Genomic DNA, 24378 nt, shown 5'->3' with positions numbered 1-24378 from the left:
TACCTTGTGAGTATAATAGAAAGGGAGCGAATATAAAATGAAAAAAGTATTGTTTGTTATGATGGCTTTAGTAACTTCGGTTACTATAACTGCATGTAATGAAAGTAGCACATTAAGAAATACCGAGACAACAAGTAATCAAGTAACAGATGATAAACAAGTAGATGATTCTTCTAATGAGAATACAGAGGGAAAGAGTGAGGATAGTTCTGAAAGTGACAAGTTAGAAGTTGATCTTAAAAAGAAAAATTCAGTAGAAGATATTATTGAATATACTATCAAAACTATTGAGACAACATCTAAACTAGAGCCAAGTAATGTAAGTAGCTTTTATACTTATTATGAACCAGATGATGGGAATACATTATTACATATAGAGATGGATGTTAAAAACCTTTCCGATAAGGATATTGATATTGATGATGTAATGAAGGTGACTTTCACTATTGATGGTAACAAGTATAGTGCACAGCCGGTTTTAGAAGAAGAGGATGATTTTGCCTACACAACATCGATCAAACAATTAATGACAGGAAGAATACATTTCTTCACAAATATCCCTACAGATCTTGCGACAGATGAAATCAATCTAAACATTAAGATAAATGACAAATCATATGAGACTACATTTGATTTAGAGGAAGTAAAGCCAGAAAAGAATTATGTTAAAAAGGGCGATAAATTATCAAAAAAAGACTTGTCAGAAGTTACGATTAAGAGTATTAAGTTCACTGATAAAGTGGAACCAAGCAATCCTTCAAGTTACTATACTTATTACGAAGTTAAAGATACTTCGAATACTTATTTGGCTCTAAAGATTAATGTGAAAAACCTTAAAGGTGACAGTTTGGATGCTGATAAGGTAATGAATGCTAAGTTGATTTATAACGATAAATATACCTATGATTGCTTTTCAACTATTGAGAAAGATGGTACTTTTACCTATACGAATATTACATCTATAGATCCTTTAAAGAAATCGGTAATTTACTATTTGTTCGAAGTACCGAAAGAAGTGAAGGACGGAGACGTTGAATTACAGATAAATTATGCAGGTGATAAATATTTCGTAAAAGTAAAGTAAAATAATCAATTATACAATACATGAACTACTCTTCACTCTGAACTTCAGCACGATATTTAGCGGGTGTAATACCGACAATACGCTTAAAAGTTCTTATGAAATAGCTGAAGTTCTCATAACCAACTGAAAATCCAATTTCCATTACAGATAAGCCTGTATTCTTTAGTAGAATGCGGGCTTTTTCTATACGATATCGTGTGACATATTCAAGAAATGTCATGGAGAAATTCTGTTTGAAATAATGACAGAAATACTTTGGAGACATATGATATATCTCGGCAAGATCTTCAAGACTAATTGGATTAGCATAGTTCTCTTGAATGTAAGATAGAATCTGCTTCTTAATATCTGATTTTTTTGAGGTGTTAGATTGGATTAATAATGTGGGAGTGTATAGTAGTTTGGCTTGAATAAGATAACCAATTATCTTATAGATACATGCTTTGGTAGTGAGTTCATAGCCAAGAGTTTTGTTTTCATTTACATGAATAAGTTCTCGAACTTCATTTAATACATTCCCATAGATAGGGGAATCCATTGGAACAAAGGCTGGAAAATGCAACGTGTGCTTAAGAAGTGGCTCTACAAGTGTTTGACTATAGTCAGATAAAGCAAATTGTAGGGATTCTAATGGAAATACATAAGCATAATAGCAAGTGTCCTTCTCTGCTGAAGAAAACTGGTGAAGCATCTCAGAATTAATAAAATAGATATCGCCAGGTGTAAGATGGTACTCCTCTGATTCAATCCATAGAGTAAGGGAGCCAGAGTGCAGATAGATTAGTTCCACTTCTTTATGCCAATGAAAGGTAACGAATAGATTACCTGTTGTATTGAGCATATAATATTGTTCAAACGGGAACAAAACATTACCACGTGGGCGTTTCTCTTCAAATTGTTCTTTCATTAGAAGTCCTCCTCCTATAAGCGAATAGTCTTAATTTCGTAAATCTGAATAGGAAAACTTAGCATCTCTATCAATTGTGGATTTTGTGCTATTATTAGTGGATTTGATACAAGTATAACATGAAAGATAAGGATATACTACTATTATAAATAAAACTTAACAATAACATAGAATACAGGAAAGAGGGATAAATATGCCAGCATGGTTAGATAACGCAATATTTTATGAGATTTACCCACAGAGTTTTCAAGATACAAATGCAGATGGTATTGGTGACTTTAACGGAATTAAAAAACGTTTGGATTATATTAAATCTTTAGGGTGTAATGCAATCTGGATGAATCCATGTTATGAATCTCCATTCAGTGATGCCGGTTATGATGTTGCGGATTATTATAAAGCAGCACCACGTTACGGTACTAATGAAGAACTTAGAGAACTGTTCGAAGAAATACACAAAAGAGATATGCATATTATTCTGGATCTAGTTCCAGGACATACTTCAATTGAACACGCATGGTTTAAAGAGTCTATGAAAGCTGAGAAGAATGATTTCACAAGTCGTTATATATGGACAGATGATATCTGGAAAGGATTCGAAGGGTACAATAATATAGCAGGTTGCATTCGTGGAATTTCAGATAGAAATGGCTCTTGCGCGGTAAACTTCTTCTCCACACAACCGGCGTTAAACTATGGATTTGCTAATCCATCAGAAAGTTGGCAAGTAGGACCAGATTCTGAAGAGGCAACAGCGTCTAGACTTGCTATGCAGGATATTATGGCATTTTGGTTAGAGATGGGCTGTGATGGTTTCCGAGTAGATATGGCGGGTGCTATGGTGAAAGGGGATACCGATGGTGAAGCAACGATTGCATTTTGGCAGAAGGTAAGAACCTTCTTAGAAGGGAAATTCCCAGAGGCAGCTATGATTTCAGAATGGGGAGAGCCAGAAAAATCCTTAAAAGGTGGATACCATATGGATTTCTTATTACATTTTGGTCCATCTCATTATCTCGATTTATTCCGCGTTGAGGAACCTTATTTCTCAAGAAGAGGAAAAGGTGATTGTAAAGCCTTCGTGGATACGTATATGAAGAATTATGAGGCAACGAATGGAAAAGGATTGATCTGTATCCCAAGTGGTAATCATGATATGCCACGTATGCGTAAGTGGTTAGATGAAGAGGAGATGAAGATTGCCTTCGCATTCTTATTATCCATGCCAGGGGCACCATTCATCTATTATGGTGATGAGATTGGTATGCGTTATCTAGAAGGTTTAACGTCTGTAGAAGGTGGATTTGACCGTACAGGGGCAAGAACACCAATGCAGTGGGGAGATGGTGTGAATGATGGATTCTCTACGGCTAGTCCAGAGCTATTATATATTACTATGGACGAAGATGAAAATCGACCAACCGTTAAGAAGCAAGAAAAGGTTGACACCTCGCTATTAAATTGTATTAAGACGTTAACCAAGATTCGTCTTGATAATGAAGCACTACAAAGTAATGCATCTGTTACCTTTGAATATGTGGAAGATTATGCTTACCCTCTTGTTTATAAGAGAACAGGAAGAGAGCAGACAATACTAGTTGCTTTGAATCCATCTGGCAATGAAGTAACATGTAAGATTCCTACGAAAGTGGTTGATAAGGTGATATATTCTTATCCAGAGGTGGCTACTTTAGAAGATGGTAAGCTTACGGTTCCTGCAGGTAGTGTTACATTCTTTGAAGTATAGAAATAGTAAATGGTGTAGGAAGCAACCACTTATGGTTACTTCCTACATTTTTTAATCTAAAGTTATGCTGATATCAATTCGTAATAAATCATTAAGACACTAAGTTACACACTTAACCCCTTATCATCTTCACAGCCAAGCATAATATTCAAGCATTGAATGGCTGCACCAGAAGCACCTTTTCCAAGGTTATCAAACTGGGAAGTTAGAAGGATACGATCTTCGTTACCTGTTACGTAGATATTCAGTCCATCATAGCCAGTTAAGTGATTACCACTTAGAAAACCATTCGTTTCACTCTCTGCACCAAAAGGCATAACGTGAACTAGGGATTGATTGGCATAGTATTCGGTTAGATAAGTATGGACTGATTCAGGCGTTTGCTTTCCATTTAATAAATGTGTATAAAGAGGTACAGTTACAATCATGCCACTATAGTAATCTGCAACAATAGGAGAGAAGAGAGGTTCTCTGTCAAGCCCTGCTATCCATTTCATCTCCTTAAGATGTTTGTGTTGCTGTGACATAGCATATTCTCTTGGGGCAGAAAAATCAGCATGTCGATTTGCATCTTCATATTCACCAATCATCTTCTTACCGCCACCGCTATAACCAGTTAGAGAAAAGCTACTAATTGGATAATTAGAAGGTAGAATATCACTAGCTGTTAACGGATAAACAAGAGAAATAAACCCAGTTGCATGGCAGCCGGGGACAGCAACGAAACGACCTTCTTTAATTGAGTTACGATGATTTACTGATAGTTCAGGAAAGCCATATGCCCAGTCGCTCTCTGTTCGATGAGCAGTCGAAGAATCAATAATGCGAACATGGTCATTCTCTACTAATTGTACTGCTTCTCGTGCAGCTGCATCGGGTAAGCATAGGAAAGTAATATCAGATTCATTGATCTTCTTTTTACGTTCCGCTAGGTCTTTTCTAAGGTCTGGATCAATTGTAATTAGTTCGATATCGTCACGGTTCATAAAGCGCTCATTAATACGTAGGCCAGTAGTTCCTTCACTGCCATCGATAAATATCTTTGTTTTCATATGTATAACCTCCTATTAGATATGTTGCTTGTGCACAATGGCTTAGCACGAGTATGTGCAATCAAACACATTCTGTATTCTAAGCTCCTTGAATAATTATATGGATGTTGTTAATAAAAATGCATAAATACAGAATAATTATACATAATTATAACTCTATATGTTTAAAAATACAATATATAATTATTTGTGGAGATGTAAAATTTATTCATATTCTAGGATTGACAACTATAACGGCCACCGATATAATAATACTATATCGGCAGCCGTTATAGTTGTTGTCATGTGATGATAATTAGGTGGCAGAATTTAATAGGGGTACTTAAGTATGGGAAATAACGATTCAGTGGCATTAACGGAAGCAGTGTATTATATTCTACTGATATTATATGAACCAATGCACGGTTATGGTATTATGCAAAAAATTGAGGAACTCTCTAGTGGTAGAGTAAAATTAGCAGCAGGAACCTTATATGGAGCAATCAATACTATGCTAGATAAGGATTGGATTCAAGCATTACCAGAAGTCAGCAGTAGTAGGAAGAAAGAATATATTATTACGGAGCGAGGAAAACAGGTGGCAGCATCAGAATTAATACGCTTGCAAGAACTTGTATTAAATGGAGAGGAAATAATAGGAGGGGAATAGATGTCAATAATTAAGTATAAGTGGTTCTGGGCATGGGATTTTAATAAGGAAGAAGAATGGCTGAATGAAATGTCTGAAAAGGGATTACAACTTACGGATGTTAAGGCAATACGGTATAAGTTCGAGGAAGGAAGAAAGAACGAGTACACGTATCGCATTGAGATGCTAGATGAGTTCCCAAGTAACAAAAAAAGCAGAGACTATATTAGATTCTTAGAAGAAACAGGGGTAGAGATGATTGGTTGTTACCTGCGGTGGATATACCTTCGTAAGAAAAAGTCAGAAGGAGAATTTGATTTGTTTTCTGATTTAGATTCTCGTATTAACCATCTTACTAAGATACTATATTTGCTTGCATTTATTATGCCATTAGAGTTGCTTGGTGTGATAAATCTATGGCGTAGCTATAGTAGTGTTAATGATGCGTTTGGCCTAATAGTTGCCATATTAAATAGCATACTAGCAGTGACTATAATTATGGGGGGTTCTAAAATCTATAATCATCGTAAAAAACTGAAAGAGGAACGTTGCTTGCATGAATAAGATAACATAAAATCCCTTTCTTGCTGTATAACTTGTAGAATAATTCCATAGAAACTTAGGTCAAAGAGAGGTACCATGTAACTTAGATTCGTTTTGTAAGAAATGAAGTTACCGGGTACTTTTTTTATTTATATAATAGTGGTTTTAGGAGCATCGACAGTGAAAAATAGGTTATGTAATTAGCAAGAATACATAGGAGAAAGGAGTAGGTTTATACTAGTGTAATCTCTCCAAGATATTCATCTGATTAGATGCAGTTGGTATCGGAGGTTAAGGGAGAATGGTCGCAAGATATCGAGAAAGAGCAAGCTGGAAGGATCTTAGACTATATTGCTAGGAAAGACTTTGTACAATTGACTAATGAGGAGAGATATCTGTTACAATTTCGATTACGTGCAGTTTTGTATGTTCTACAAAAGAGTCATATACTTGTGCCGAAACTAAGAGAAATTAGTCTAGAGAAGATGCTACTTATGGCAAAGGATTTCGCGTATGAGAACTATGATATATATGAAGAGATGAAAGCGTTAATACAAGGGGTATTGTTATAGTGGTTTTGATAAGGATGCCAAAAGCCTATTTTAGAGCCTAAGTCTTAATGATTTCATACTTTGCTCATCGAACTATGTCCGCTATAACATTATGTAAGCTTTAAATGTGTAAATTGGCGAGGGCAAGTTTTATTCGAGGCTTTGGTATCTGAATCAATATTATATACAACAAATGGAAGATTTCACAAAATGTTCGCAGTTTAAACAAACTCCGAACATTTTTTTTCGTTATAGTAGTAGTCAAAAGTATAGTAAGGAGAGGAGACATGTGTGGCCCTTCTTTCGGCTTATTAATTGGGGCAGTATCACAGGAAAACTTGTGATATTCACGAGTATAAAAATGAGAGAAAATCCAGTGGCAATCATTATTCCAGCTTATGATCCAGATGAAAAACTATTACTATTATTAGAGGAGATTACAATTAGAATGAATAATATCCATCTAATTGTTGTGAACGACGGAAGCAAAGAAGAGAAACATGAAATATTTCGCAGTGCCGAGAAGTATGCTGTTGTGCTGAACCATAGAAAAAATTATGGGAAAGGCCGTGCGATAAAAACTGCATTAGCCTACATTCAGTTAGATGAAGCAAAAGATACCATTGTAGTAGTTGCTGATGCAGACGGACAACATACCGCCGAAGATATTGATAAGGTTGTAGAGCAAACAGGAGAAGAACAGACCTTGATTCTAGGAAGCCGTGCTTTGGTAGGCCATGTACCAGCACGTAGTCGGTTTGGGAATATGTTGACTAGAGGAATCTTTCGTTTGGCAACAAAGGTTTCCATTAAGGATACCCAGACAGGGCTTCGTGCATTTTCATACAGTATGATTCCGTATCTTATAGATATCAAAGGGGAACGATATGAATATGAGATGAATGTATTATTACAGTGTGCAAGAGATGGTATTGATATGAAAGAAATACCGATTGAAACAATTTATCTAGAGGAAAATCAATCGTCACATTTTCGAGTGATTAAAGATTCTTATCGGATCTATAAAGAAATTATACGATTTTCATGTTCCTCTTTGCTTTCATTTTGCATTGATTATGGGTTGTTTACCTTTTGGAATCTTCTATTTGGAGCATTAGGCATGCATCAAGTCGTTGCAGTAAGTAATCTAGGCGCCCGGTGCATAAGTTCTATATGTAATTACGCCATGAATAGGAGATATGTGTTCAAAGATAGAGATAGTATCCATAATTCTGCAGTTAAATATTTTGCTTTAGTTATTGCAATTTTAGGAATGAATACTATACTGCTGATGATACTCGTACATACAATAGTCCCAAATCCTTATATAGCGAAGGTAATTGTTGAAATTATGATGTTTTTGGTAAGTTATTATGTACAGAAACATTTTGTGTTTCACAGCTTGCAATGACTATTAAGGAAAGAAAGGAAATAGATCAATATGGTGAAGTTAATTCGGGTGAAGAGAAAACCTCATAAAGAAATGTCTATTCCAGCAATGATTGTGATGGATGTTGTGTTGTATCTAGTATGTATGGGAGGATTTTTGTTGTATTTTTATATATTACCACATCATTATAACGATTCAGGAAAAGTGGTCGCATCTACAGATACAAACTCACAGCAATTTACATTATCGGAGGTAGAAGATTCAACAAGCAAGGGAGAACTACGAGGCGAAAAGCCAAGTGGAAGTATGTCAGAGAGGATACCTAGTGGAATTAGTAATGAGAATACCAGCGAACAACAAGCTGATAGAAGTGCTGGTGATAGTATGAAAGGGAGTAACAAGACGAGTAAAGAGATACAAAGTTATGCAGATGATAAAGTAAGCCTAACAGTTAATCAAGTCACCGCAGGTACGGGAGCGGATAAAGTTACGTATTATGTGGCAGATGTTAAAGTTAGTAACATTGCTTATCTTCGTACGGGTTTTGCTTCTGGGGAGTACGGTAAGAATATTAGAGAATCAGTTCAAGATATGGCAGATGATAATAACGCAATCTTAGCAATGTCTGGCGATTATTATGGAAACAGTGATACCAGTGTTGTTATACGTAATGGGGTATTATATCGAGATGATATTACAGGAACGGATATATGTGTTCTATTCACAGACGGGACAATGAAAACATATTCTCCAGACGAATTCGATGTTGATGAAGTAATCGCTGCTGGGGCATGGCAAGCATGGAACTTCGGACCTTCTTTATTAGATGATAATGGAGATGTACCCTCCGCCTTCAATACAACTTCGTATCTGAATAGTGAGAATCCAAGAGCAGCTATCGGATATATAGAACCAGGTCATTATATCTTCGTAACGGTGGATGGTCGTAATGAGGGGTATAGTAGGGGGGTTACATTAAGTGAATTAGCTGGAATTATGTCCTCTTTAGGTTGTAATGTTGCCTATAATCTGGACGGAGGCAAATCATCGGCTATGGTGTATGAGGGAGAGTATGTGAATCAACCAGCAGATGGAGGAAGAACCATCAGTGATATTATCTATATTGGGGATGAATAGAAAGGTAGGTAAGAAAGAATGAGTGGAAAGATACTACCTCATATTGTCATTGTTTTGGCAGCAATGTTTATTACATTTTGGATTCTAGATCAGTTGAATCCCATTATGAACTTTATTAATAATTCCATATCAAATGTATTGCTATTATTATTTAGTATCACATCATTAGTAAATGCAATCTTTTCAATTGTTTGGTATCGTAGAAGTAAGAAGTAGTTGATGAATAGAATAGTAGCAACTTACCAATAGTATAGTATCGGTTGACAAGCTGGTAAATCTATTATACATTTGTAATAATTACTATTATTATTATTATGAAGTACGAAGGGAGAAAAGAAATGAATAAGAATGTATTCTTTAATTTATCGTATGGTGTCTATATTATCTCAACATGGGATAATGGAAGAGCAACTGGTTGTGTCGCTAATAGTGCTATGCAAATTACTTCAGAACCAGCAACAATTGCAATAAGTATAAACCATGATAATTATACTAACAAATGTATCCAAGAAAGTGGTAGATTTGCAATCTCTATTTTAACAGAAGAGGTTGATCCACAAATTATAGGAACGTTTGGTTACCAATCTGGTGAAACGGTAAATAAATTTGATTCGATTGATTATGAAATCAAAGGTATGCTACCTGTAATAAAAGATTCCTGTGGTTATATTACCTGTGAGGTTATTAATAAGATGGAGACAGATTCTCATACTGTATTCTTAGGTAAAGTTTTAGATGGCGATGTTATGGGAGAGGGTAATCCAATGACATATTCTTACTATCATAAAGTGAAAAAAGGCAAGAGTCCAAAGAACGCTCCGACCTATATTGCGGATTAACTAGTGTAATAAATTAAACAATTAAACATCGTACTCGAAGATTCTTTGGAGTAGGAAACAGCTATAGTAGGCGAAAAACCGCTCTTGCTTAGCTTCACACGTAGCAGTACTAAGAATATAACGCCAGTAAAGGGTAGAAGGTATCCTTGCTGGCGTATTTTTGTGTATATTTTACAATAAAGAAAGGGAATATTTGTTGATATAGCCGTTGTTTATATTATACAAGTGGAATATAATACTAATATAATATAAAGGATTTTACAAACCCTATATAATGATTCATCATAAGGAGGTTCTAGTATGTCTTTAAAGCACGGGTTATTAGGTTTGCTAAACTATAATAGTATGACGGGATATGATTTAAGTAAGTTCTTTTCTGATTCGCTTTCATTTTTTTGGACCGCAACAACAAGTCAGGTTTATAGGGAACTTACAACTATGGAAAGAGACGGTTGGGTAACATCGGAGGTCGAAGTACAGTTTAGTAAGCCAAACAAAAAAATATATTCAATAACAAAAGTGGGAAAGCAAGAACTGCAAGACTGGTTAACGAACCCGAATATAGAACAAGATAATCCTAGTGAACGGAATCCTATGCTAATGAAGGTTTTCTTTGGTGCGGAGGTATCTAAAGAAATTATGATGGATTACATGGCAAAGACCAAGGAATATTATGAAGGGAAATTAAAAGAGTTACATCAAGCAAAAGAAATTATAGCTTATAATGACGTGGAAAGTAGTAAAGATAAGATACTGTATTGGAGACTTTGCGAAAGTTATGGGGAGTATTGCTGCAAAGCTATTTTAGAATGGATAGAAGAAGCAGTACATAGTATTAAGGAGGAGAGTTAAGTATGAAAGTATTGGTATTGAATGCAAGTCCTAAGGGGAACGATAGTGGTACAATGAAGATTACGGAATCGTTCCTAGAAGGTCATAAGAAGATACATGAATGTGAAGTTAATACCATTGATACCTATAGTTTAGATATTAAGCCATGTAGAGGTTGTTTTGAATGTTGGCATAAGACACCGGGGATCTGTGTGATAAGAGATGATATGGCAGAATGTCTTGAAATATTAATTGAAGCGGATTTGATCATATGGAGTTTCCCTCTTTATCATTTCTCTATGCCAGCGAAAGGGAAGATGTTTCTTGAGAGGACCTTACCTACAATCCTACCGGAATTAGTAAAGACACCTAATGGTTGTGTGCATCCGGGCCGATATGACAAGGAACAGAAGGTTGTACTAATATCATCCTGTGGATTCTATAATACGGAACATAATTATGAAGGATTATTAAAGCAGTTTGAGTTACTGTATCAAGATTATACGGCAATATTATGCGCGGAAGGACCGTTGTTAAATGTTCCAGAAGTATCTTATTTTAGTGAGCAATACCTTGAGTCTGCTAAAAAAGCAGGAGAGGAGTATGCGAAGGAAGGAAAACTAAGTGAAGAGACCAAGAAGTCACTAGCTGAACCGATGATGCCAATTGATATGTATCTGGAGAATACAAACAGAAAGTGAGATCAAATTTGATTGTAAGAAAGGAAAGATAATAGTATAATAATGGTAATTGGTTTGGGGAAATGAGGTTATCATTATGGTGGAATATGTTAGCAGTAAGGACTTAATTGAAATGGGTGTTCTTTCAATTGTACTAATGATTATGTTTATATTTAGTTTAAAGGATTTCATTAAATTTATGAAATGTAGAAGAAGGTTTTATGAAGACTATATCTCCTGCTTTCAGCTGGAAGAGCATAACTTGGGGGTTAAGATATTAGGTCTTGTAATGTATTTCCTAGCTGCAGTTATAGCAATATTTAGGGGAATTCAATTATTACTACGAATAGAAGATGTATATTATCTAGAATTAATTATATATGTCACCAGTTTTACAGTAATAACATGTTCTCTGGTTATAAACCTAATTTCGGAGTTTATACATATAAGAACAACTACGGGTTTAAGTCCGGAATATATGTCGATCAATTCTTTACTTATACCAAAAGATGAGATTGTTTATGAAGAATATGAGAATGAGATTATAATATATCGAAAGAGTAAGAAGAAAATAAAGGGAAGACAACTTGCTTCTCAAGTTTATTATATCGATAAGGATCAGAAGTTTATTGACTATGTACATAGGTATTATCAAAAAGTAAAAGATACTATTTAATAGCCAAGTAGTTAAGATGCTTATATCTTCTTGACTACTTCTTTTACTAATCAAAGAAAAATACTTTCGATAATAAAGTCAAAAGTGCATAAGCACTATAAAAAATAGTCATCATACTATAGATAGAGACGTTATGAAAGAAGGATGTTTTAAATATGGCAGATAAGCATTATTTTGCATGTGGAAATACAGCAAAGGGATTTCAAAATATGTTCGATTCCAATTTACAAGGGCTTAAGAAAATCTATATTCTAAAAGGCGGACCAGGTACTGGTAAATCCACTTTGATGAAGAAGGTTGGTAAGAAATATGTGGACAAAGGTTATGATGTAGAGTATATCCACTGTTCCTCAGATCCAGATTCTTTAGATGGAGTAATCGTACGTGGAATTAGTGTAGGAATTGTAGATGGTACCGCACCACATGTAATTGAGCCAAAAGTTGCGGGGGCTATTGAAGAGTATGTGAATCTTGGAACTGCTTGGAATGTTGAATTGCTAGAGAACAAAACGGACGAGATTAGAGCATTACAAGAGCAGATTAGTTTATGTTATCCAAAAGCATATGAAGCGTTTGATAAAGCATTGAAGATTCATGATGAATGGGAAAAGATTTATATTGAAAATATGAATTTTGAAAAAGCAGATGCTTTTACAGAGAAGGTTTGCAAGAGGTTGCTTGGAAACATTGAAAAGCAAGAGAGTGGAATAGTAAGGCATCGGTTTTTTGGCGGTTCAACACCAAAGGGTGCAATGGATTATGTTGAGAATATTACGTCTAATTGTAAGAAACGATATTTTATTAAAGGTAGACCAGGTTCAGGCAAATCAACCATGCTGAAGAAGATATTACGGAGAGCAGAAGTCCTAGGTTTAGAAGTGGAAGTATATCATTGTGGTTTTGATCCAAACAGTTTGGATATGATACTTCTTCCTGAGCTTGAATTGTGTATCTTTGATTCCACTGCACCACACGAATACGAACCAAGTCGTGAAGGTGATGATGTAATTGATATGTATACAGAGTTAATTAATCCGAATACGGATGAACGTTATGAAGATGAATTGAAGGATATTAAGAAACGTTATAAAGAAACCGTTGCAGTAGGGACTTCTTATCTTAAAAAAGCTAAGGATTTACACGATGAGTTGGAGAAATATTATATAGCAGCAACAGATTACGATATAATAGAGAAAACAACGAATGATGTAATGGCACGTATAGCAGCAAGAGAAAGATAATACTTAGTATAGAAGTGAATTATGTCCTTTGGTACCTGTATCAACGATTGAATAAAATACGAATACTGTAAGCGCGAGACAATAACTTGAAGCTTACAGTATTCGTATTTTTTTATTTGTAAAGTAAACTGCGAGTGTCCACGTACGACAAAGGAAGAGTTACTCTCGAATTATATCAATCTGCCCCTCGTCTTCGCTATAGGAGAAATCGAATTGTTGATATAATGATAATGCATTGGTATTCAACACATCGGCCATTAAGAATGCTTTCCCAGCTTTGTATCTAGCACCATAAGCAAAAGCCTGGGATAATAACTGTTTACCATACCCGCTATGTTGGAATTCTGGTCGTACGGCAACTTCCCTAATCCAAAGTGTTGGACCTTCCGGTTTATCAAAGGAATAGAGAGTGACTGCAACAATTCCAGTAATAATATTCTCGTGCTTCGTTGCTAGAATTGCGCTATGTTTGCAATAACTTGCATTCGGATCTTTACCTAGAATCCAACTTTCGGCCCATTCTGTTGTTTCGCCAAGAAATCCCCTACTTTGTAGGCGACAGGATCTGGTAACGGCAGCAGCTTCTTTTGCATCTTCTATAGAAAGGACATTAACAGGACATTCCCTGTGTATATCATAGCTATACATATCTCTAAAATGAGCAAAAGACTCAAATCCATGAGAACGAAATTCATCTACATAGGCATTAGGAACAAATTGCATATAAAGAGGTTCTTTAATAGTATCAACCGCATTAAGAAGTAGAGGAATAGAATTGGTACAAAAGTAAAGTTCTATCATAGAAAGTTCTTCGTTTCTACCTAGAATCAAGATTAAATCATTTGTTTGAAGAAGAATTGTACAATCAGCAATATATTCATAAGGTGTATAGGTCAATGAGGTATAGGTGAAAGACTCCAGTTGATCGGTTATTTTATTATATTCATTTTCTGTAATCATTTAAAATGTACACTCCTTACTAATTAAGATTATGTATTACAATATTGAGTATACTTTATGTGAGGTTGCTACGTATATAGCTAGAACGGATATAGATATACTATACAGTGATATAAAGCAGAAAAAGACGGTTACAAAATGTGGTATTTCGTAACCGCCTTTTAACTTTATAGAAAATTTCGAAACTCTTCGCCGTGCATATTGGCATTACTATGCAGCTAATTTGGTTGTATAGACTATTTTCTTAACGGTCTCTACAGAGAGGGCATAGTCTGAAGAAAGTTGTTCAAAACTATGGCCATCTATATAGCGGCGTTTAATTTCTTGGTTTCTATGTAACAATTCTTTACGGATACCAGAACATTCGCCCCATTTCTTTCGGGTGGATTCTCCGTTAGGTATATAGAGCAATTCTCCCTTAAGATATTTTTGGATTTCTCGAACTAATTCTGTTGGTAATATTTCGTTTGCATTCTTATAATTCATTCTAACTCCTGCTCCTAATCATTAATAACTTAAAAGAAGTCATTAACCTATTAAATCATGACAATAAAAGTATGTAAGCTAGTATTGTCGTGGTTACAAGTTACGATTATAGGATGCAAGTGTGCAAAACCATTATGTTAGAATAAGTTATGGCGATTTATATATTTGACCTCCATGAAACTATCGCCATCTGTTACGCATACAAAGCAGTATGGTTTTGCAGACATTGCATGGAGTTAAGACTTAAATGATTTAATGTAACCATGATGGTACCTCCTATTTCTTTTTTCTGGTAATACCTAAAGTTTAACAAAAGTGGGGGGAAATGTAAAGATAGAAGTCTAGATAATACGGAGTACTCCTTTTGAAGAAAAATTGTTATAGTAAAATTATTGTTTGGGTTGAATTTTTCTTCCCATTATGTTATAGTACTAACGTTGTAAACCCTAACAAACACAGGGTTTCAAGGCTATTTAATCGTGTGTTCGAGACCTTCCACACGTTAAACAAAACTAAAGGAGAATAGAATATGAAGAGATCAAAGGTTCAGTTTTTAACGCAAGCGGCTATGATTGCCGCGATTTATGTTGTATTAACATACCTATTCCAACCGTTTGGATTCATGGATGTTCAAGTACGTGTTGCAGAGGCATTAACAATTTTACCATTCTTTACACCAGCAGCAATTCCAGGATTATTCGTTGGTTGTCTACTTGGTAATTTGCTTGGCGGTGCAGTCCTATTGGATATTGTCATAGGTAGCTTAACAACGTTAGTAGCTGCGTGTCTTTCTTATTTATTAAGAAAGAACAAGTACTTTGTAGCACTACCACCAATTATCGCCAATGCGATTGTGGTCCCATGGGTTCTAAGAATTGGATATGGCTTGGCAACGCCTATTCCCCTAATGATGGTAACCGTCGGAATCGGTGAAATTATTTCATGTGGAATATTAGGAACCATATTATTACAAGCACTTATCAAGTACAAGAATGTAATCTTTAGACAAAAAGTAGCATAGTTAAATACATTATAATTGTTTAGAACAAAAACAAGGTCAATACACAGAAGAGTGTGAGGAAAAGTACATGGCGAGTAAAATCGTTATGTACTTTTTCCCTTTTCAGAAGATACTTTGATGATGGAGGTTAATTCGTATTGATGCCACAATCTAGTTGCTAATTATTAATGAATGGTAGCTTAGTAAAGAAGCCACAGAAATAACATATTTTAAGAGTAAAATGAGTGGAATTAAGAAAATATTAAGGGAATATTAAGGAAACAAACGTTCGCTTTGCATTGTCAGTCACTTCTTAGTATGGTATAATTCTATGCATATATAGAAGATGGGAGTTACTATCTCCCAATGATATAAGTAGGGGAGTGATAGAATGCGATTTATTCATTTGGCAGATGTGCATCTGGGGATGCAGCCAGATCTTAGGAGAGATTGGAGTCAAGACAGAAGTAAGGAGATTTGGAGAACATTTGAGAATGTTGTAAACCAATGCGAGGAAGATTCCATTGATTTATTATTAATCGCTGGTGACTTGTTTCATAAACAGCCCTTACTAAGAGAGTTGAAGGAAGTGAATTACCTTTTTAAGCGCCTAACAGGGACACATGTGGTATTGATGGCAGGTAATCATGATTATATAAGTCAGACTTCTAATTATATGAATTTTCCTTGGGCAGACCATGTGCATATGTTTTATCAGGAAGAACTTACTGATTTCTATATCAAAGAGTTGAATACTAGAGTATTTGGCTTAAGCTATTTTACAAGAGATATTACAGAGCCCAAATATCATCAATCTGTTTTAATTAATAAACAAGAGATATCAATTCTATTAGCGCATGGTGGTGATGAAAAGGATATACCTATTGATCGTAAGATAATTGAATCACAGGGATATACGTATGTTGCGTTAGGTCATATTCATAAACCAGCTTTGTTTACGAATCAGATGGCATACCCAGGTTCACTAGAGCCACTAGATAAGACTGAAACCGGAGAACATGGCTATATACAAGGTGAGATTAGTAAGTTTGGGGATGAATATCAGACGGTTATAAAGTTCGTACCATGTAGTAGGAGACAATATATACCAATTGAATTTGAAGTTCAACCACATATGACGCAGCTAGAAGTTATAGATGGTATCAGGGAGCAGATTCGCCTTAAGGGAACGAATCATATATATAGTATTACGTTAGAAGGTTCTAGAGGCGTTGATATCACTTTTGATGAGGAGGAGTTTTTAACACTAGGACATATAACCCAGGTAGAGGACCACACCATACCTGATTATAATTTTGATGAGTTATATTTAGAGAATAAAGATAATATTATTGGAATGTTTATAGACAAGATTCAGAGTTTGGAGTATGACGATGAGGTTATTGATAAAGCGTTATATCTAGGGGTAAAAGCCTTAATGAAATTGAAATAGAAGGCGACTTTAGAAGGGAGCATATATTCATATGATTATAAACTCATTAGGGCTAAAGCATTTTGGTAAATTTCAGGATGAAAAGATAGAATTACAAAATGGTATTAATCTTTTGTATGGAACGAATGAGGCTGGTAAAAGCACGATACATACCTTTATAAAAGGAATGTTATTTGGTATTGATAAACAAAGAGGCCGAAAAAGCTTTGATGTATATACCAGATATAAGCCGTGGGATACACCAACCTTATATGATGGAGAATTAGAAATAACCGTTGAAGAAGTCCCGTATCTTATTAAACGAAATTTGTACAAAGAAGAAAAATCGGTTCAGATTATCAATATAGATACTGGGAGAGAAGTTCCATATAAGGAGCAGCGAGGCGGTTGTTTTATAGAAGGATTAACAGAAAGTAATTACAGTAATACGGTCTTCGTAGCGCAACAACAAGTAGCAACAAACAAAGAGCTTGCGTTTCGTATCAATGACTATATAACAAACATGTCAACGACAAAGTCCAGTGAGATTAATGTTAATCAAGCCATTAAAGAGTTACAGGCGAGAAAGAAAGAGATTGAATTAAGGCAAACGAAACAGCAAATTAAAGAATTGAATATAGAATTACACCAGATTCAGACAACAGATTTTATGTTGAAGGAATTAGAGAGGCAGATTGTTGGGTTTGATAAGGAGATACAAACGTTAAATCTAGAAAAAGAAAATTCTAAGATAGAAGGGGGATATCTTCAAAAACTGCAAATTCTAGATTCTTATATAAAAGAATATGATATAATTGTAGAAAAATATCAAAGTCTTAGGGATTGTCGAGATTATTATTACCAAGTTATGCAACATATAAAGGCTTGGGATAGTGTTAAGGTAAAGCAAGACAATCCGCTACCGATGGAGAATAGCCCTCCTAATCAGATGGACCCGAGACATAAACCAAAGAGTTACAAAGGCTATCTATTAAGTGTATGTTTATTAGTTATTAGCTTCCTAATATGTATTCTTGTGCCACTCAAGGGATTGGATAAGGGATTTATCATGGTAGCAACGGCGATCCTCTCGATTAGTATTCTACTTGTACAGTTAATTGTGAATAACAAGAAGAAGATTCCTATTGAAGAAAGGTTAGCAGAACAGCCGTTAACTGATCAAGAGAAGCTACATGTAAATCAATCGATAGAAGAATATCACGAGATAAGTAAACGTCTTCTAACAAGAATGCAAGCACAAGAAGAAGATATACTAATGTACGCAAACAAAGTTGTTGCTATGAATGAGGTTAATTCAGAAACGATGAAAGTGATGCATCAAGAAATTGATAAATTAGCAAGCCAACTTAATAAACAAAAAGATGTGATACAACAAAAGCAAGCGAGAGAAAAAGAAGTGATCCGTCTAATAGAAACTGCTTCCGCTAAGAAAGAAAAGTTACGATGGGAATTCTCTAGATTAGAAGAGAGTATTGCAGATTATGCTAAGAAAAGAGCCTTGCGTGACGAACTCATGGAGAGACGAAAGAAGGAAGATGTTGAAGTAACCGCTATTGACATCAGTATTCAGACGATACAAGATTTAGCTGCGGCTATTCATGATGATTTTGGAGAGAAGTTAAATAGATCCATATCAGAGATTTCGACTGCATTTACACTGGGTAATTGTTATGATGTAAAGGTCGATGAAAAACTAAATATGAAGATAGTGAAAGGCAGTGATTTTGTTCCTATGGAGTACTTAAGTACAGGAACCGTGGAACAATTATATCTAGCACTACGTCTTGTGGCAGCTGACCTTCTTCTGAAGGATAAAGAGATGCCCCTAATTCTAGATGATGCTTTCGTATACTATGATGATGATCGATTAGAAGAGACGATATGTGAACTAGCAGCAAGGACATCAAGACAGATTCTTATCTTTACTTGCCACAATCGAGAACGGCAAGCATTAGATAAACATCAGATACCATATAACTATATAGAATTATAAAGGAATGATAGGTAATTGCGAAACTCTTTTCCGTTCATAAAGTATACCTGTGTTTTAAGGCTGTCTACTACAGTTTGCATATAATTGTATGACTTACACATACAACAGAAAACGTTGTATGTGACGTACACACAATTCAGCAAACAGTAACGACAGACATAAAACACATTGGTATACCTTGTATGAACTACAAAGAGGTTAGCAATTTCCTATTAAAGCAATAATGTAGAAAGGAATATGCTTCAAAGTATCTTAGTGAACAAAGGGTCTAGTGTGAGAATAGTTTCACACATAATTATTGGAGCAGTATCGCGGGAATACTTGCGATACGCAAAAGGGTATAAGTATGAATAACGATAGTAGAAACAATGGAAACAAAAGCAACGGTACTCGGGGGACAAACCGCTCTACAACAAGTGGGGGGACGGCAAATCGCACTTCAACTGGCGGGAAAAAACCACCGAAAACCAAGAAACAATTAAAGAGAGAAAAAGCAATTAAGTTCAGAAAGAAACATCCTGTGCTGCATCATATGAAATTTGCAGGTAAAGTGTTATGTTTAGTACTTCTAATTGCAGTGTTAATCTTAATCCTGTTGTTTTATAACAAGTATGGTAAGAAGGTTTTGAACATGCAATCAGAGGCAAGAAAGTTTGTTAGTGAATCAACGTTAGATACGTTTCGATCCACGGAGACTAGCATTGTTTATGGTGCGAATGGAAAGATTATATCAGAATTAAAAGGAGAGAAGGATCTATATTATCTTGATTATTCTGATATACCAAAAGAAGTTGTGGAAGCTTTCATAACGATTGAAGATAAGAACTTCCTTAAACATAAGGGAGTGGATCTTAAAGCGAATTTAAGAGCGGTATTGGCATTAGTCAAGAATAGGGGTGCTATAAAGCAAGGAGCAAGTACAATAACCCAGCAGTTAAGTCGTAACATTTTCTTGACGCATACAGTCAGTTGGGAACGTAAGATTGAGGAAATCTTCATTGCAACAGAATTAGAGAAGAAGTATGAGAAATGGCAAATCCTTGAGTTTTACATTAATAACGTCTATTTTGCGAATGGATATTATGGTATTCAAGCGGCAAGTGAGGGGTATTTTAGTAAAGAGGTAGATGATTTAACATTATCAGAAATTGCCTTCTTATGTGCGATACCAAACAATCCAACGGTATTTGATCCTATGGATAATTATGATAATACGATTTCAAGAAGGAATAGGATACTTAAGCAAATGTATGAGGATGGTAAGATTTCAAAGTCAGAGTACCAGGAAGCTTATGATCAAGATATAACTTTAGATGTTAAGAAGATTAAGAAGAAAGACTATGTAGAGACGTATGTTAACCATTCTGCAACGAGGGCTTTAATGCAAGCAAATGGATTTACGTTCCGTTATGATTTTGAGTCTGAAGAAGATGAAGCAGATTATAAGGAGAGATACACAAGTCTATATAATGAATGTCAACAGTCACTATATAGATCAGGTTATCGTATCTATACATCAATCGATATGACACAACAAAAGCTTCTTCAGAATTCAGTAGATGAGGCATTAGCCAAGTTTACAGATGTAACAAAAGATGGTGTGTATAAGTTACAAAGCTCAGCGGTATGTATCGATAATGAAACTGGTTATGTAACAGCTATCGTAGGTGGAAGAAAGCAAAAGAGTACGGGGTATACTCTAAACCGTGCATTCCAAAGTTATAGACAACCAGGTAGTGCAATTAAACCTTTAATAGTATATACACCTGCCCTAGAGAATGGTCATTATCCAGAAGAAACAGTAAATGATCAGAAGTTCGAAGGAGGCCCTAGCAATTCTAATGGTGCTTATTCTGGTAAGATAACTCTTCGAAAGGCAGTAGAACAATCTAAGAATACAATAGCTTGGAAGTTGTTTGAGGAGATTACGCCAAAGGTCGGATTACGTTATCTGAAAAGAATGAATTTCGCAAAGATTGATAAGAATGATTACTACCCAGCATCAGCATTAGGCGGTTTTACAAATGGTGTCAGTGCAGTAGAGATGGCGTCTGGGTTTGCTACACTTGAAAATGATGGAATCTACCGTGAACCAACATGTATCGTAAAAATCACAGATGCAGAAGGTAAGGTAATTGTAGGTAGCGAAAAGAGTGATTATCAGGTATATGATAAGAACGCAGCAAGAATGATGACAGATATACTTACTGGAGTAGTTAAATACGGAACTGGTAGGGGATTAAGTATTCCTGGTATGGCTACTGCAGGTAAGACCGGAACAACGAATGAAAGAAAAGATGGCTGGTTTGTTGGTTATACACCATACTACACAACAAGTGTGTGGGTAGGTTATGATATGCCACAGACACTAGATGGCTTGATGGGTTCCACATATCCAGGACAAATATGGTATAACTTCATGACGCAAATTCATGAGGGACTTGAGAGTATGACATTCCCTAAATATGTGGATACAAGTCCAAAAGAAGACATCTTACAAGGGGAAACTGAGGAAGTTGTACCTGAAGAGGAAGAAGAAGATGAAATCACAGATGACCAAGGTGGAGTGATAGAAGATCCTGAGGATAATCAAGATAATGAGGATACGACAGATACACCGGATGACACACAACAACCAGATAGACCAGGTAAACCAGATAAACCAGGCAATGGAAACCAAGGTTCATCAGGAGGTTCTGAAGGTACAGATGAAGACGACGGGATAATCGATGACGGTGATGATGGAATGGATCCAGATGATGAAGATGGAGTCGTAGACGAACCAGAAGAGCCGCAACTACCGAATGATGGGAATAATGGAGCAGTTAATCAGGGATCAGGAACTTAACAGAGGTTAATAAAAGGAAGGTTGATAATTCAACCTTCCTTTTATACATTTATATGGAATTATTTTTTATATTGATTAATGATGTTTTGAATTCTTTCTGTTGGGTTTAATAAATCACTTATAGATGCATCATGATTTAAGGTATCGATTAATAGTGCAACATACTTACTCATATCTGCAGAGATATAATATTCTTTTGTTAACAATTCAGCTGGTTGATAAACAAGGTTAGTTGTAATAACTCTATAGATTAAGCCTTGTTCGTAAGCTTCATCAAATTTATCGAATCCACTAGTGAATAAACCGAATGTTGCAGCTACAAAGATTCTGCCAGCTTTTCTTCTCTTAAGTTCAGCAGCTACGTCAAGCATACTTTCACCAGAAGAAATCATATCATCAATAATAACAACATCTTTACCTTCTACATCAGTTCCTAAGAACTCATGTGCCACAATTGGGTTACGTCCATTCACGATTGTAGTATAATCACGACGTTTGTAGAACATACCCATATCTACGCCAAGAACGTTAGCAAAGTATACCGCACGTCCCATAGCACCTTCATCAGGGCTGATAATCATCATATCTTTAGCGTTTACCTTTAAGTCAGATACATTTTGAAGTAAAGCTTTGATAAATTGATAAGTTGGTTTAATTGTTTCGAAACTCTTTAAAGGAATTGAGTTTTGAACACGAGGGTCATGTGCATCAAAAGTGATAATACTTTCAACACCCATATTCGTAAGTTCTTGAAGTGCAAGTGCACAGTCTAAAGATTCTCTAGAGCTACGCTTATGTTGTCTACCTTCGTATAAGAAAGGCATAATAACGGTAATTCTTCTAGCTTTTCCACCAACGGCAGCGATAATACGTTTTAAATCTTGGTAATGATCATCTGGAGACATATGATTAACATGGCCACTCATATTATAAGTAAGGCTATGGTTACATACATCAACCAATAGATAAAGGTCAGTACCACGTACAGATTCATTGATAGAACCTTTCGCTTCACCAGAACCAAAACGTGGGCAAGATGCGTTGATTAGGTAAGAGTCTCTTTGATATCCAGCAAACGCTATTGTAGACTTGTGTTCACTCTCTCTTTCTTTTCTCCACTTTACAATGTAGTCATTTACTTTTTCTCCTAGATCTGAGCTACTTTCTAAAGCGATGATTCCCAGCGTTCCTACTGGAATTGTTTCAGTTAATTTTTCTTGTTGTGGCATTACTTCGTCCTCCATAAAATGTAAACGGTTGTATACACGTGTCATAAAATGTCCACTAAATTTATACCATTATGTTTCAAGCAAGTCAAGGCATATAATAAAAATTAAGTAGAAAATGCTTTCTTTATTCGTATATCATCTCCGACAATCTTCAAAAGACGATAATTACTTGCAAGTCTAGAGAAAATACGCTCACTGTAATTCGTATTTAGATTATCCCAAGAAAGGTTGGTTGATATTATAGTTGATTTTTTACGTAGATGACGTTCATTAATACATAAATATAATTGAGAAGTTACAAAACTATTATTAAGTTCTGTACCAAGGTCATCTATGATGAGTAAATCGCAATCTAAGATATACGCAAATTGTTCATTTGCTTCGCTTTTTTCTTGATCCTTATTAAACTTGTTTTTCTCAAGAATATCGAAGAGTTGAAAGGCGGTAAGGTAAATAACCGTATGGGAACGATCTAATAATTCTTTCGCAATACAATTAGCTAAGAACGTTTTACCCACTCCCGCATTACCATACAATAGAAGATTAGAATAAGTAGAATCAAAAGTGTCAATGTATTCTATGCAACTTGAAACTACTTTCTTAATATTGGCTAGCGGCGTTAGATTTGTTGTCTCTTCTATATAGGAATCTGTATAGAAGTCATAACGAAAGGTTGAGAAATTCTCTTGCTCCATAATTCCTTTAATATTGGATTGCGAATAGAGAAGATCAACAATGGCTTGTTTAAAACAGTGGCATTTCTCGTTTTCAATATATCCGGTATCTTTGCAATCTTTACAGTGGTAGGTTGGCATAAGATAATTGGAAGGATATCCGTTTTCAGTAAGTATCTCAATCTTGCGCATGGATAAATCCAGATTGCGGTCTGCTAATGAGTTTAGAGACTGATCATCACCCATTAAAGATAGTTTAGCACTTTGAATGGAGTTTGATACAATCTGGTCATCAATTTCTTTAAGTTCAGGCAGAATGGAATAGATGTGTTTCACACGTTCCTCTAATTCGTGTCTGTTTTCTAATTGACGTTTATCATACTCTCTAAGAATTTTATTATATTGAAAATTCTTTAATTGCATTCATTT

23 protein-coding genes are annotated in these 24378 nt (G+C 35.4%); 17 read left to right on the top strand and 6 right to left on the bottom strand.

The genetic code is table 11. From position 1 onward, the window contains the following. Nucleotides 1-37 precede the first annotated feature (37 nt). On the top strand, nucleotides 38-1084 hold the full coding sequence (locus BUB90_RS08105; RefSeq protein ID WP_073285749.1) for a hypothetical protein: 1047 nt from the start codon (nucleotides 38-40) through the stop codon (nucleotides 1082-1084). Nucleotides 1085-1109: 25 nt separating this feature from the next. Here the strand turns inward: BUB90_RS08105 and BUB90_RS08100 are convergent, their stop codons facing one another. Then, nucleotides 1110-1991 carry an AraC family transcriptional regulator gene (locus BUB90_RS08100; protein ID WP_073285746.1) on the bottom strand — a complete coding sequence of 294 codons (882 nt, stop codon included), beginning with the start codon at nucleotides 1989-1991 and terminating at the stop codon, nucleotides 1110-1112. Between the two features lie 193 nt (nucleotides 1992-2184). Here BUB90_RS08100 and BUB90_RS08095 point away from each other — a divergent pair, with 193 nt between their 5' ends. Next, nucleotides 2185-3738 carry an alpha-amylase family glycosyl hydrolase gene (locus tag BUB90_RS08095; RefSeq protein ID WP_073285743.1) on the top strand — a complete coding sequence of 518 codons (1554 nt, stop codon included), beginning with the start codon at nucleotides 2185-2187 and terminating at the stop codon, nucleotides 3736-3738. 104 nt (nucleotides 3739-3842) lie between these two features. Here BUB90_RS08095 and argC read toward each other — a convergent pair whose 3' ends face one another. Beyond that, the gene (gene argC / locus BUB90_RS08090; RefSeq protein ID WP_073285741.1) at nucleotides 3843-4790 is read right to left on the bottom strand and encodes an N-acetyl-gamma-glutamyl-phosphate reductase; all 948 of its coding nucleotides are present in this window, start codon (nucleotides 4788-4790) and stop codon (nucleotides 3843-3845) included. 328 nt (nucleotides 4791-5118) lie between these two features. On the opposite strand from argC, the gene BUB90_RS08085 reads away from it, so the two are divergent. The 11 genes from BUB90_RS08085 (at nucleotide 5119) to BUB90_RS08035 (ending at nucleotide 13306) form a co-directional block, all read left to right on the top strand. After that, a complete protein-coding gene (locus tag BUB90_RS08085) occupies nucleotides 5119-5439 on the top strand; it encodes a PadR family transcriptional regulator (RefSeq protein WP_073285738.1) in 321 nt (106 codons plus the stop codon). Next, nucleotides 5440-5982 carry a DUF2812 domain-containing protein gene (locus tag BUB90_RS08080; protein WP_084139146.1) on the top strand — a complete coding sequence of 181 codons (543 nt, stop codon included), beginning with the start codon at nucleotides 5440-5442 and terminating at the stop codon, nucleotides 5980-5982. A 251-nt stretch (nucleotides 5983-6233) separates the two neighbouring features. Next, nucleotides 6234-6533, top strand: a complete 300-nt coding sequence (locus tag BUB90_RS08075) for a hypothetical protein (RefSeq protein WP_073285734.1) — start codon at nucleotides 6234-6236, stop codon at nucleotides 6531-6533. 340 nt (nucleotides 6534-6873) lie between these two features. Further along, entirely contained in the window at nucleotides 6874-7923 is a 1050-nt protein-coding gene (locus BUB90_RS08070; protein WP_073285884.1) for a bifunctional glycosyltransferase family 2/GtrA family protein, read from the top strand. A 30-nt stretch (nucleotides 7924-7953) separates the two neighbouring features. Further along, entirely contained in the window at nucleotides 7954-9039 is a 1086-nt protein-coding gene (locus BUB90_RS08065; RefSeq protein ID WP_139241721.1) for a phosphodiester glycosidase family protein, read from the top strand. Between the two features lie 18 nt (nucleotides 9040-9057). Continuing rightward, on the top strand, nucleotides 9058-9255 hold the full coding sequence (locus tag BUB90_RS08060) for a hypothetical protein (RefSeq protein ID WP_073285731.1): 198 nt from the start codon (nucleotides 9058-9060) through the stop codon (nucleotides 9253-9255). 122 nt (nucleotides 9256-9377) lie between these two features. Continuing rightward, nucleotides 9378-9878 (top strand): flavin reductase family protein, encoded by a 501-nt coding sequence (locus BUB90_RS08055; protein WP_084139144.1) that lies wholly within the window; start codon nucleotides 9378-9380, stop codon nucleotides 9876-9878. Between the two features lie 300 nt (nucleotides 9879-10178). Next, nucleotides 10179-10730: a PadR family transcriptional regulator gene (locus BUB90_RS08050; RefSeq protein ID WP_073285728.1), complete on the top strand. Its 552-nt coding sequence runs from the start codon at nucleotides 10179-10181 to the stop codon at nucleotides 10728-10730. A gap of 2 nt (nucleotides 10731-10732) precedes the next feature. Further along, nucleotides 10733-11410, top strand: coding sequence for a flavodoxin family protein (locus BUB90_RS08045; protein WP_073285725.1), 678 nt, complete (start codon nucleotides 10733-10735; stop codon nucleotides 11408-11410). 76 nt (nucleotides 11411-11486) lie between these two features. Continuing rightward, on the top strand, nucleotides 11487-12065 hold the full coding sequence (locus BUB90_RS08040) for a hypothetical protein (RefSeq protein WP_073285722.1): 579 nt from the start codon (nucleotides 11487-11489) through the stop codon (nucleotides 12063-12065). Between the two features lie 155 nt (nucleotides 12066-12220). Beyond that, nucleotides 12221-13306: a PRK06851 family protein gene (locus tag BUB90_RS08035; RefSeq protein ID WP_073285720.1), complete on the top strand. Its 1086-nt coding sequence runs from the start codon at nucleotides 12221-12223 to the stop codon at nucleotides 13304-13306. 159 nt (nucleotides 13307-13465) lie between these two features. Here the strand turns inward: BUB90_RS08035 and BUB90_RS08030 are convergent, their stop codons facing one another. Together BUB90_RS08030 and BUB90_RS08025 are read right to left on the bottom strand one after the other, a co-directional pair. Continuing rightward, a complete protein-coding gene (locus tag BUB90_RS08030) occupies nucleotides 13466-14266 on the bottom strand; it encodes a GNAT family N-acetyltransferase (protein WP_073285717.1) in 801 nt (266 codons plus the stop codon). A gap of 210 nt (nucleotides 14267-14476) precedes the next feature. Next, nucleotides 14477-14752 carry a CD3324 family protein gene (locus BUB90_RS08025; RefSeq protein WP_073285714.1) on the bottom strand — a complete coding sequence of 92 codons (276 nt, stop codon included), beginning with the start codon at nucleotides 14750-14752 and terminating at the stop codon, nucleotides 14477-14479. A gap of 529 nt (nucleotides 14753-15281) precedes the next feature. Between BUB90_RS08025 and BUB90_RS08020 the strand changes: the two genes are divergently transcribed. The 4 genes from BUB90_RS08020 (at nucleotide 15282) to BUB90_RS08005 (ending at nucleotide 22046) form a co-directional block, all read left to right on the top strand. Further along, the gene (locus BUB90_RS08020; protein ID WP_073285711.1) at nucleotides 15282-15773 is read left to right on the top strand and encodes a QueT transporter family protein; all 492 of its coding nucleotides are present in this window, start codon (nucleotides 15282-15284) and stop codon (nucleotides 15771-15773) included. A gap of 370 nt (nucleotides 15774-16143) precedes the next feature. Further along, complete coding sequence (locus BUB90_RS08015; protein WP_073285708.1) at nucleotides 16144-17205, top strand: metallophosphoesterase family protein; 1062 nt, start codon at nucleotides 16144-16146, stop codon at nucleotides 17203-17205. 31 nt (nucleotides 17206-17236) lie between these two features. Beyond that, the gene (locus BUB90_RS08010) at nucleotides 17237-19198 is read left to right on the top strand and encodes an ATP-binding protein (RefSeq protein WP_073285704.1); all 1962 of its coding nucleotides are present in this window, start codon (nucleotides 17237-17239) and stop codon (nucleotides 19196-19198) included. A gap of 346 nt (nucleotides 19199-19544) precedes the next feature. Beyond that, complete coding sequence (locus BUB90_RS08005; RefSeq protein ID WP_073285699.1) at nucleotides 19545-22046, top strand: transglycosylase domain-containing protein; 2502 nt, start codon at nucleotides 19545-19547, stop codon at nucleotides 22044-22046. Between the two features lie 59 nt (nucleotides 22047-22105). Here BUB90_RS08005 and BUB90_RS08000 read toward each other — a convergent pair whose 3' ends face one another. Both BUB90_RS08000 and BUB90_RS07995 read right to left on the bottom strand, forming a co-directional pair. Next, nucleotides 22106-23275 carry a ribose-phosphate pyrophosphokinase gene (locus BUB90_RS08000; protein WP_073285696.1) on the bottom strand — a complete coding sequence of 390 codons (1170 nt, stop codon included), beginning with the start codon at nucleotides 23273-23275 and terminating at the stop codon, nucleotides 22106-22108. A 104-nt stretch (nucleotides 23276-23379) separates the two neighbouring features. After that, nucleotides 23380-24372 carry an ATP-binding protein gene (locus BUB90_RS07995; protein ID WP_073285693.1) on the bottom strand — a complete coding sequence of 331 codons (993 nt, stop codon included), beginning with the start codon at nucleotides 24370-24372 and terminating at the stop codon, nucleotides 23380-23382. Between the last annotated feature and the right edge of the window lie 6 nt (nucleotides 24373-24378).

It is taken from the genome of Anaerosporobacter mobilis DSM 15930 (assembly GCF_900142955.1).
Lineage (GTDB): Bacteria > Bacillota > Clostridia > Lachnospirales > Lachnospiraceae > Anaerosporobacter > Anaerosporobacter mobilis.
The sequence above is the reverse complement of the archived record's forward strand: the minus strand, read 5'-3'. Positions and strand labels throughout refer to the sequence as shown.

What these genes read in the sequence shown, in the direction of transcription:
- BUB90_RS08095 (WP_073285743.1), top strand. Translation starts at nt 2,185, where the DNA reads ATGCCAGCATGGTTAGATAACGCAATATTTTATGAGATTTACCCACAG.
- BUB90_RS08060 (WP_073285731.1), top strand. Translation starts at nt 9,058, where the DNA reads ATGAGTGGAAAGATACTACCTCATATTGTCATTGTTTTGGCAGCAATG.
- BUB90_RS08030 (WP_073285717.1), bottom strand. Translation starts at nt 14,266, where the DNA reads ATGATTACAGAAAATGAATATAATAAAATAACCGATCAACTGGAGTCT.
- BUB90_RS08100 (WP_073285746.1), bottom strand. Translation starts at nt 1,991, where the DNA reads ATGAAAGAACAATTTGAAGAGAAACGCCCACGTGGTAATGTTTTGTTC.
- BUB90_RS08075 (WP_073285734.1), top strand. Translation starts at nt 6,234, where the DNA reads ATGCAGTTGGTATCGGAGGTTAAGGGAGAATGGTCGCAAGATATCGAG.
- BUB90_RS08005 (WP_073285699.1), top strand. Translation starts at nt 19,545, where the DNA reads ATGAATAACGATAGTAGAAACAATGGAAACAAAAGCAACGGTACTCGG.
- BUB90_RS08080 (WP_084139146.1), top strand. Translation starts at nt 5,440, where the DNA reads ATGTCAATAATTAAGTATAAGTGGTTCTGGGCATGGGATTTTAATAAG.
- BUB90_RS08105 (WP_073285749.1), top strand. Translation starts at nt 38, where the DNA reads ATGAAAAAAGTATTGTTTGTTATGATGGCTTTAGTAACTTCGGTTACT.
- BUB90_RS08035 (WP_073285720.1), top strand. Translation starts at nt 12,221, where the DNA reads ATGGCAGATAAGCATTATTTTGCATGTGGAAATACAGCAAAGGGATTT.
- argC (WP_073285741.1), bottom strand. Translation starts at nt 4,790, where the DNA reads ATGAAAACAAAGATATTTATCGATGGCAGTGAAGGAACTACTGGCCTA.
- BUB90_RS08015 (WP_073285708.1), top strand. Translation starts at nt 16,144, where the DNA reads ATGCGATTTATTCATTTGGCAGATGTGCATCTGGGGATGCAGCCAGAT.
- BUB90_RS08010 (WP_073285704.1), top strand. Translation starts at nt 17,237, where the DNA reads ATGATTATAAACTCATTAGGGCTAAAGCATTTTGGTAAATTTCAGGAT.
- BUB90_RS08040 (WP_073285722.1), top strand. Translation starts at nt 11,487, where the DNA reads ATGGTGGAATATGTTAGCAGTAAGGACTTAATTGAAATGGGTGTTCTT.
- BUB90_RS08050 (WP_073285728.1), top strand. Translation starts at nt 10,179, where the DNA reads ATGTCTTTAAAGCACGGGTTATTAGGTTTGCTAAACTATAATAGTATG.
- BUB90_RS08055 (WP_084139144.1), top strand. Translation starts at nt 9,378, where the DNA reads ATGAATAAGAATGTATTCTTTAATTTATCGTATGGTGTCTATATTATC.
- BUB90_RS08045 (WP_073285725.1), top strand. Translation starts at nt 10,733, where the DNA reads ATGAAAGTATTGGTATTGAATGCAAGTCCTAAGGGGAACGATAGTGGT.
- BUB90_RS08085 (WP_073285738.1), top strand. Translation starts at nt 5,119, where the DNA reads ATGGGAAATAACGATTCAGTGGCATTAACGGAAGCAGTGTATTATATT.
- BUB90_RS08025 (WP_073285714.1), bottom strand. Translation starts at nt 14,752, where the DNA reads ATGAATTATAAGAATGCAAACGAAATATTACCAACAGAATTAGTTCGA.
- BUB90_RS08000 (WP_073285696.1), bottom strand. Translation starts at nt 23,275, where the DNA reads ATGCCACAACAAGAAAAATTAACTGAAACAATTCCAGTAGGAACGCTG.
- BUB90_RS07995 (WP_073285693.1), bottom strand. Translation starts at nt 24,372, where the DNA reads ATGCAATTAAAGAATTTTCAATATAATAAAATTCTTAGAGAGTATGAT.
- BUB90_RS08065 (WP_139241721.1), top strand. Translation starts at nt 7,954, where the DNA reads ATGGTGAAGTTAATTCGGGTGAAGAGAAAACCTCATAAAGAAATGTCT.
- BUB90_RS08070 (WP_073285884.1), top strand. Translation starts at nt 6,874, where the DNA reads ATGAGAGAAAATCCAGTGGCAATCATTATTCCAGCTTATGATCCAGAT.
- BUB90_RS08020 (WP_073285711.1), top strand. Translation starts at nt 15,282, where the DNA reads ATGAAGAGATCAAAGGTTCAGTTTTTAACGCAAGCGGCTATGATTGCC.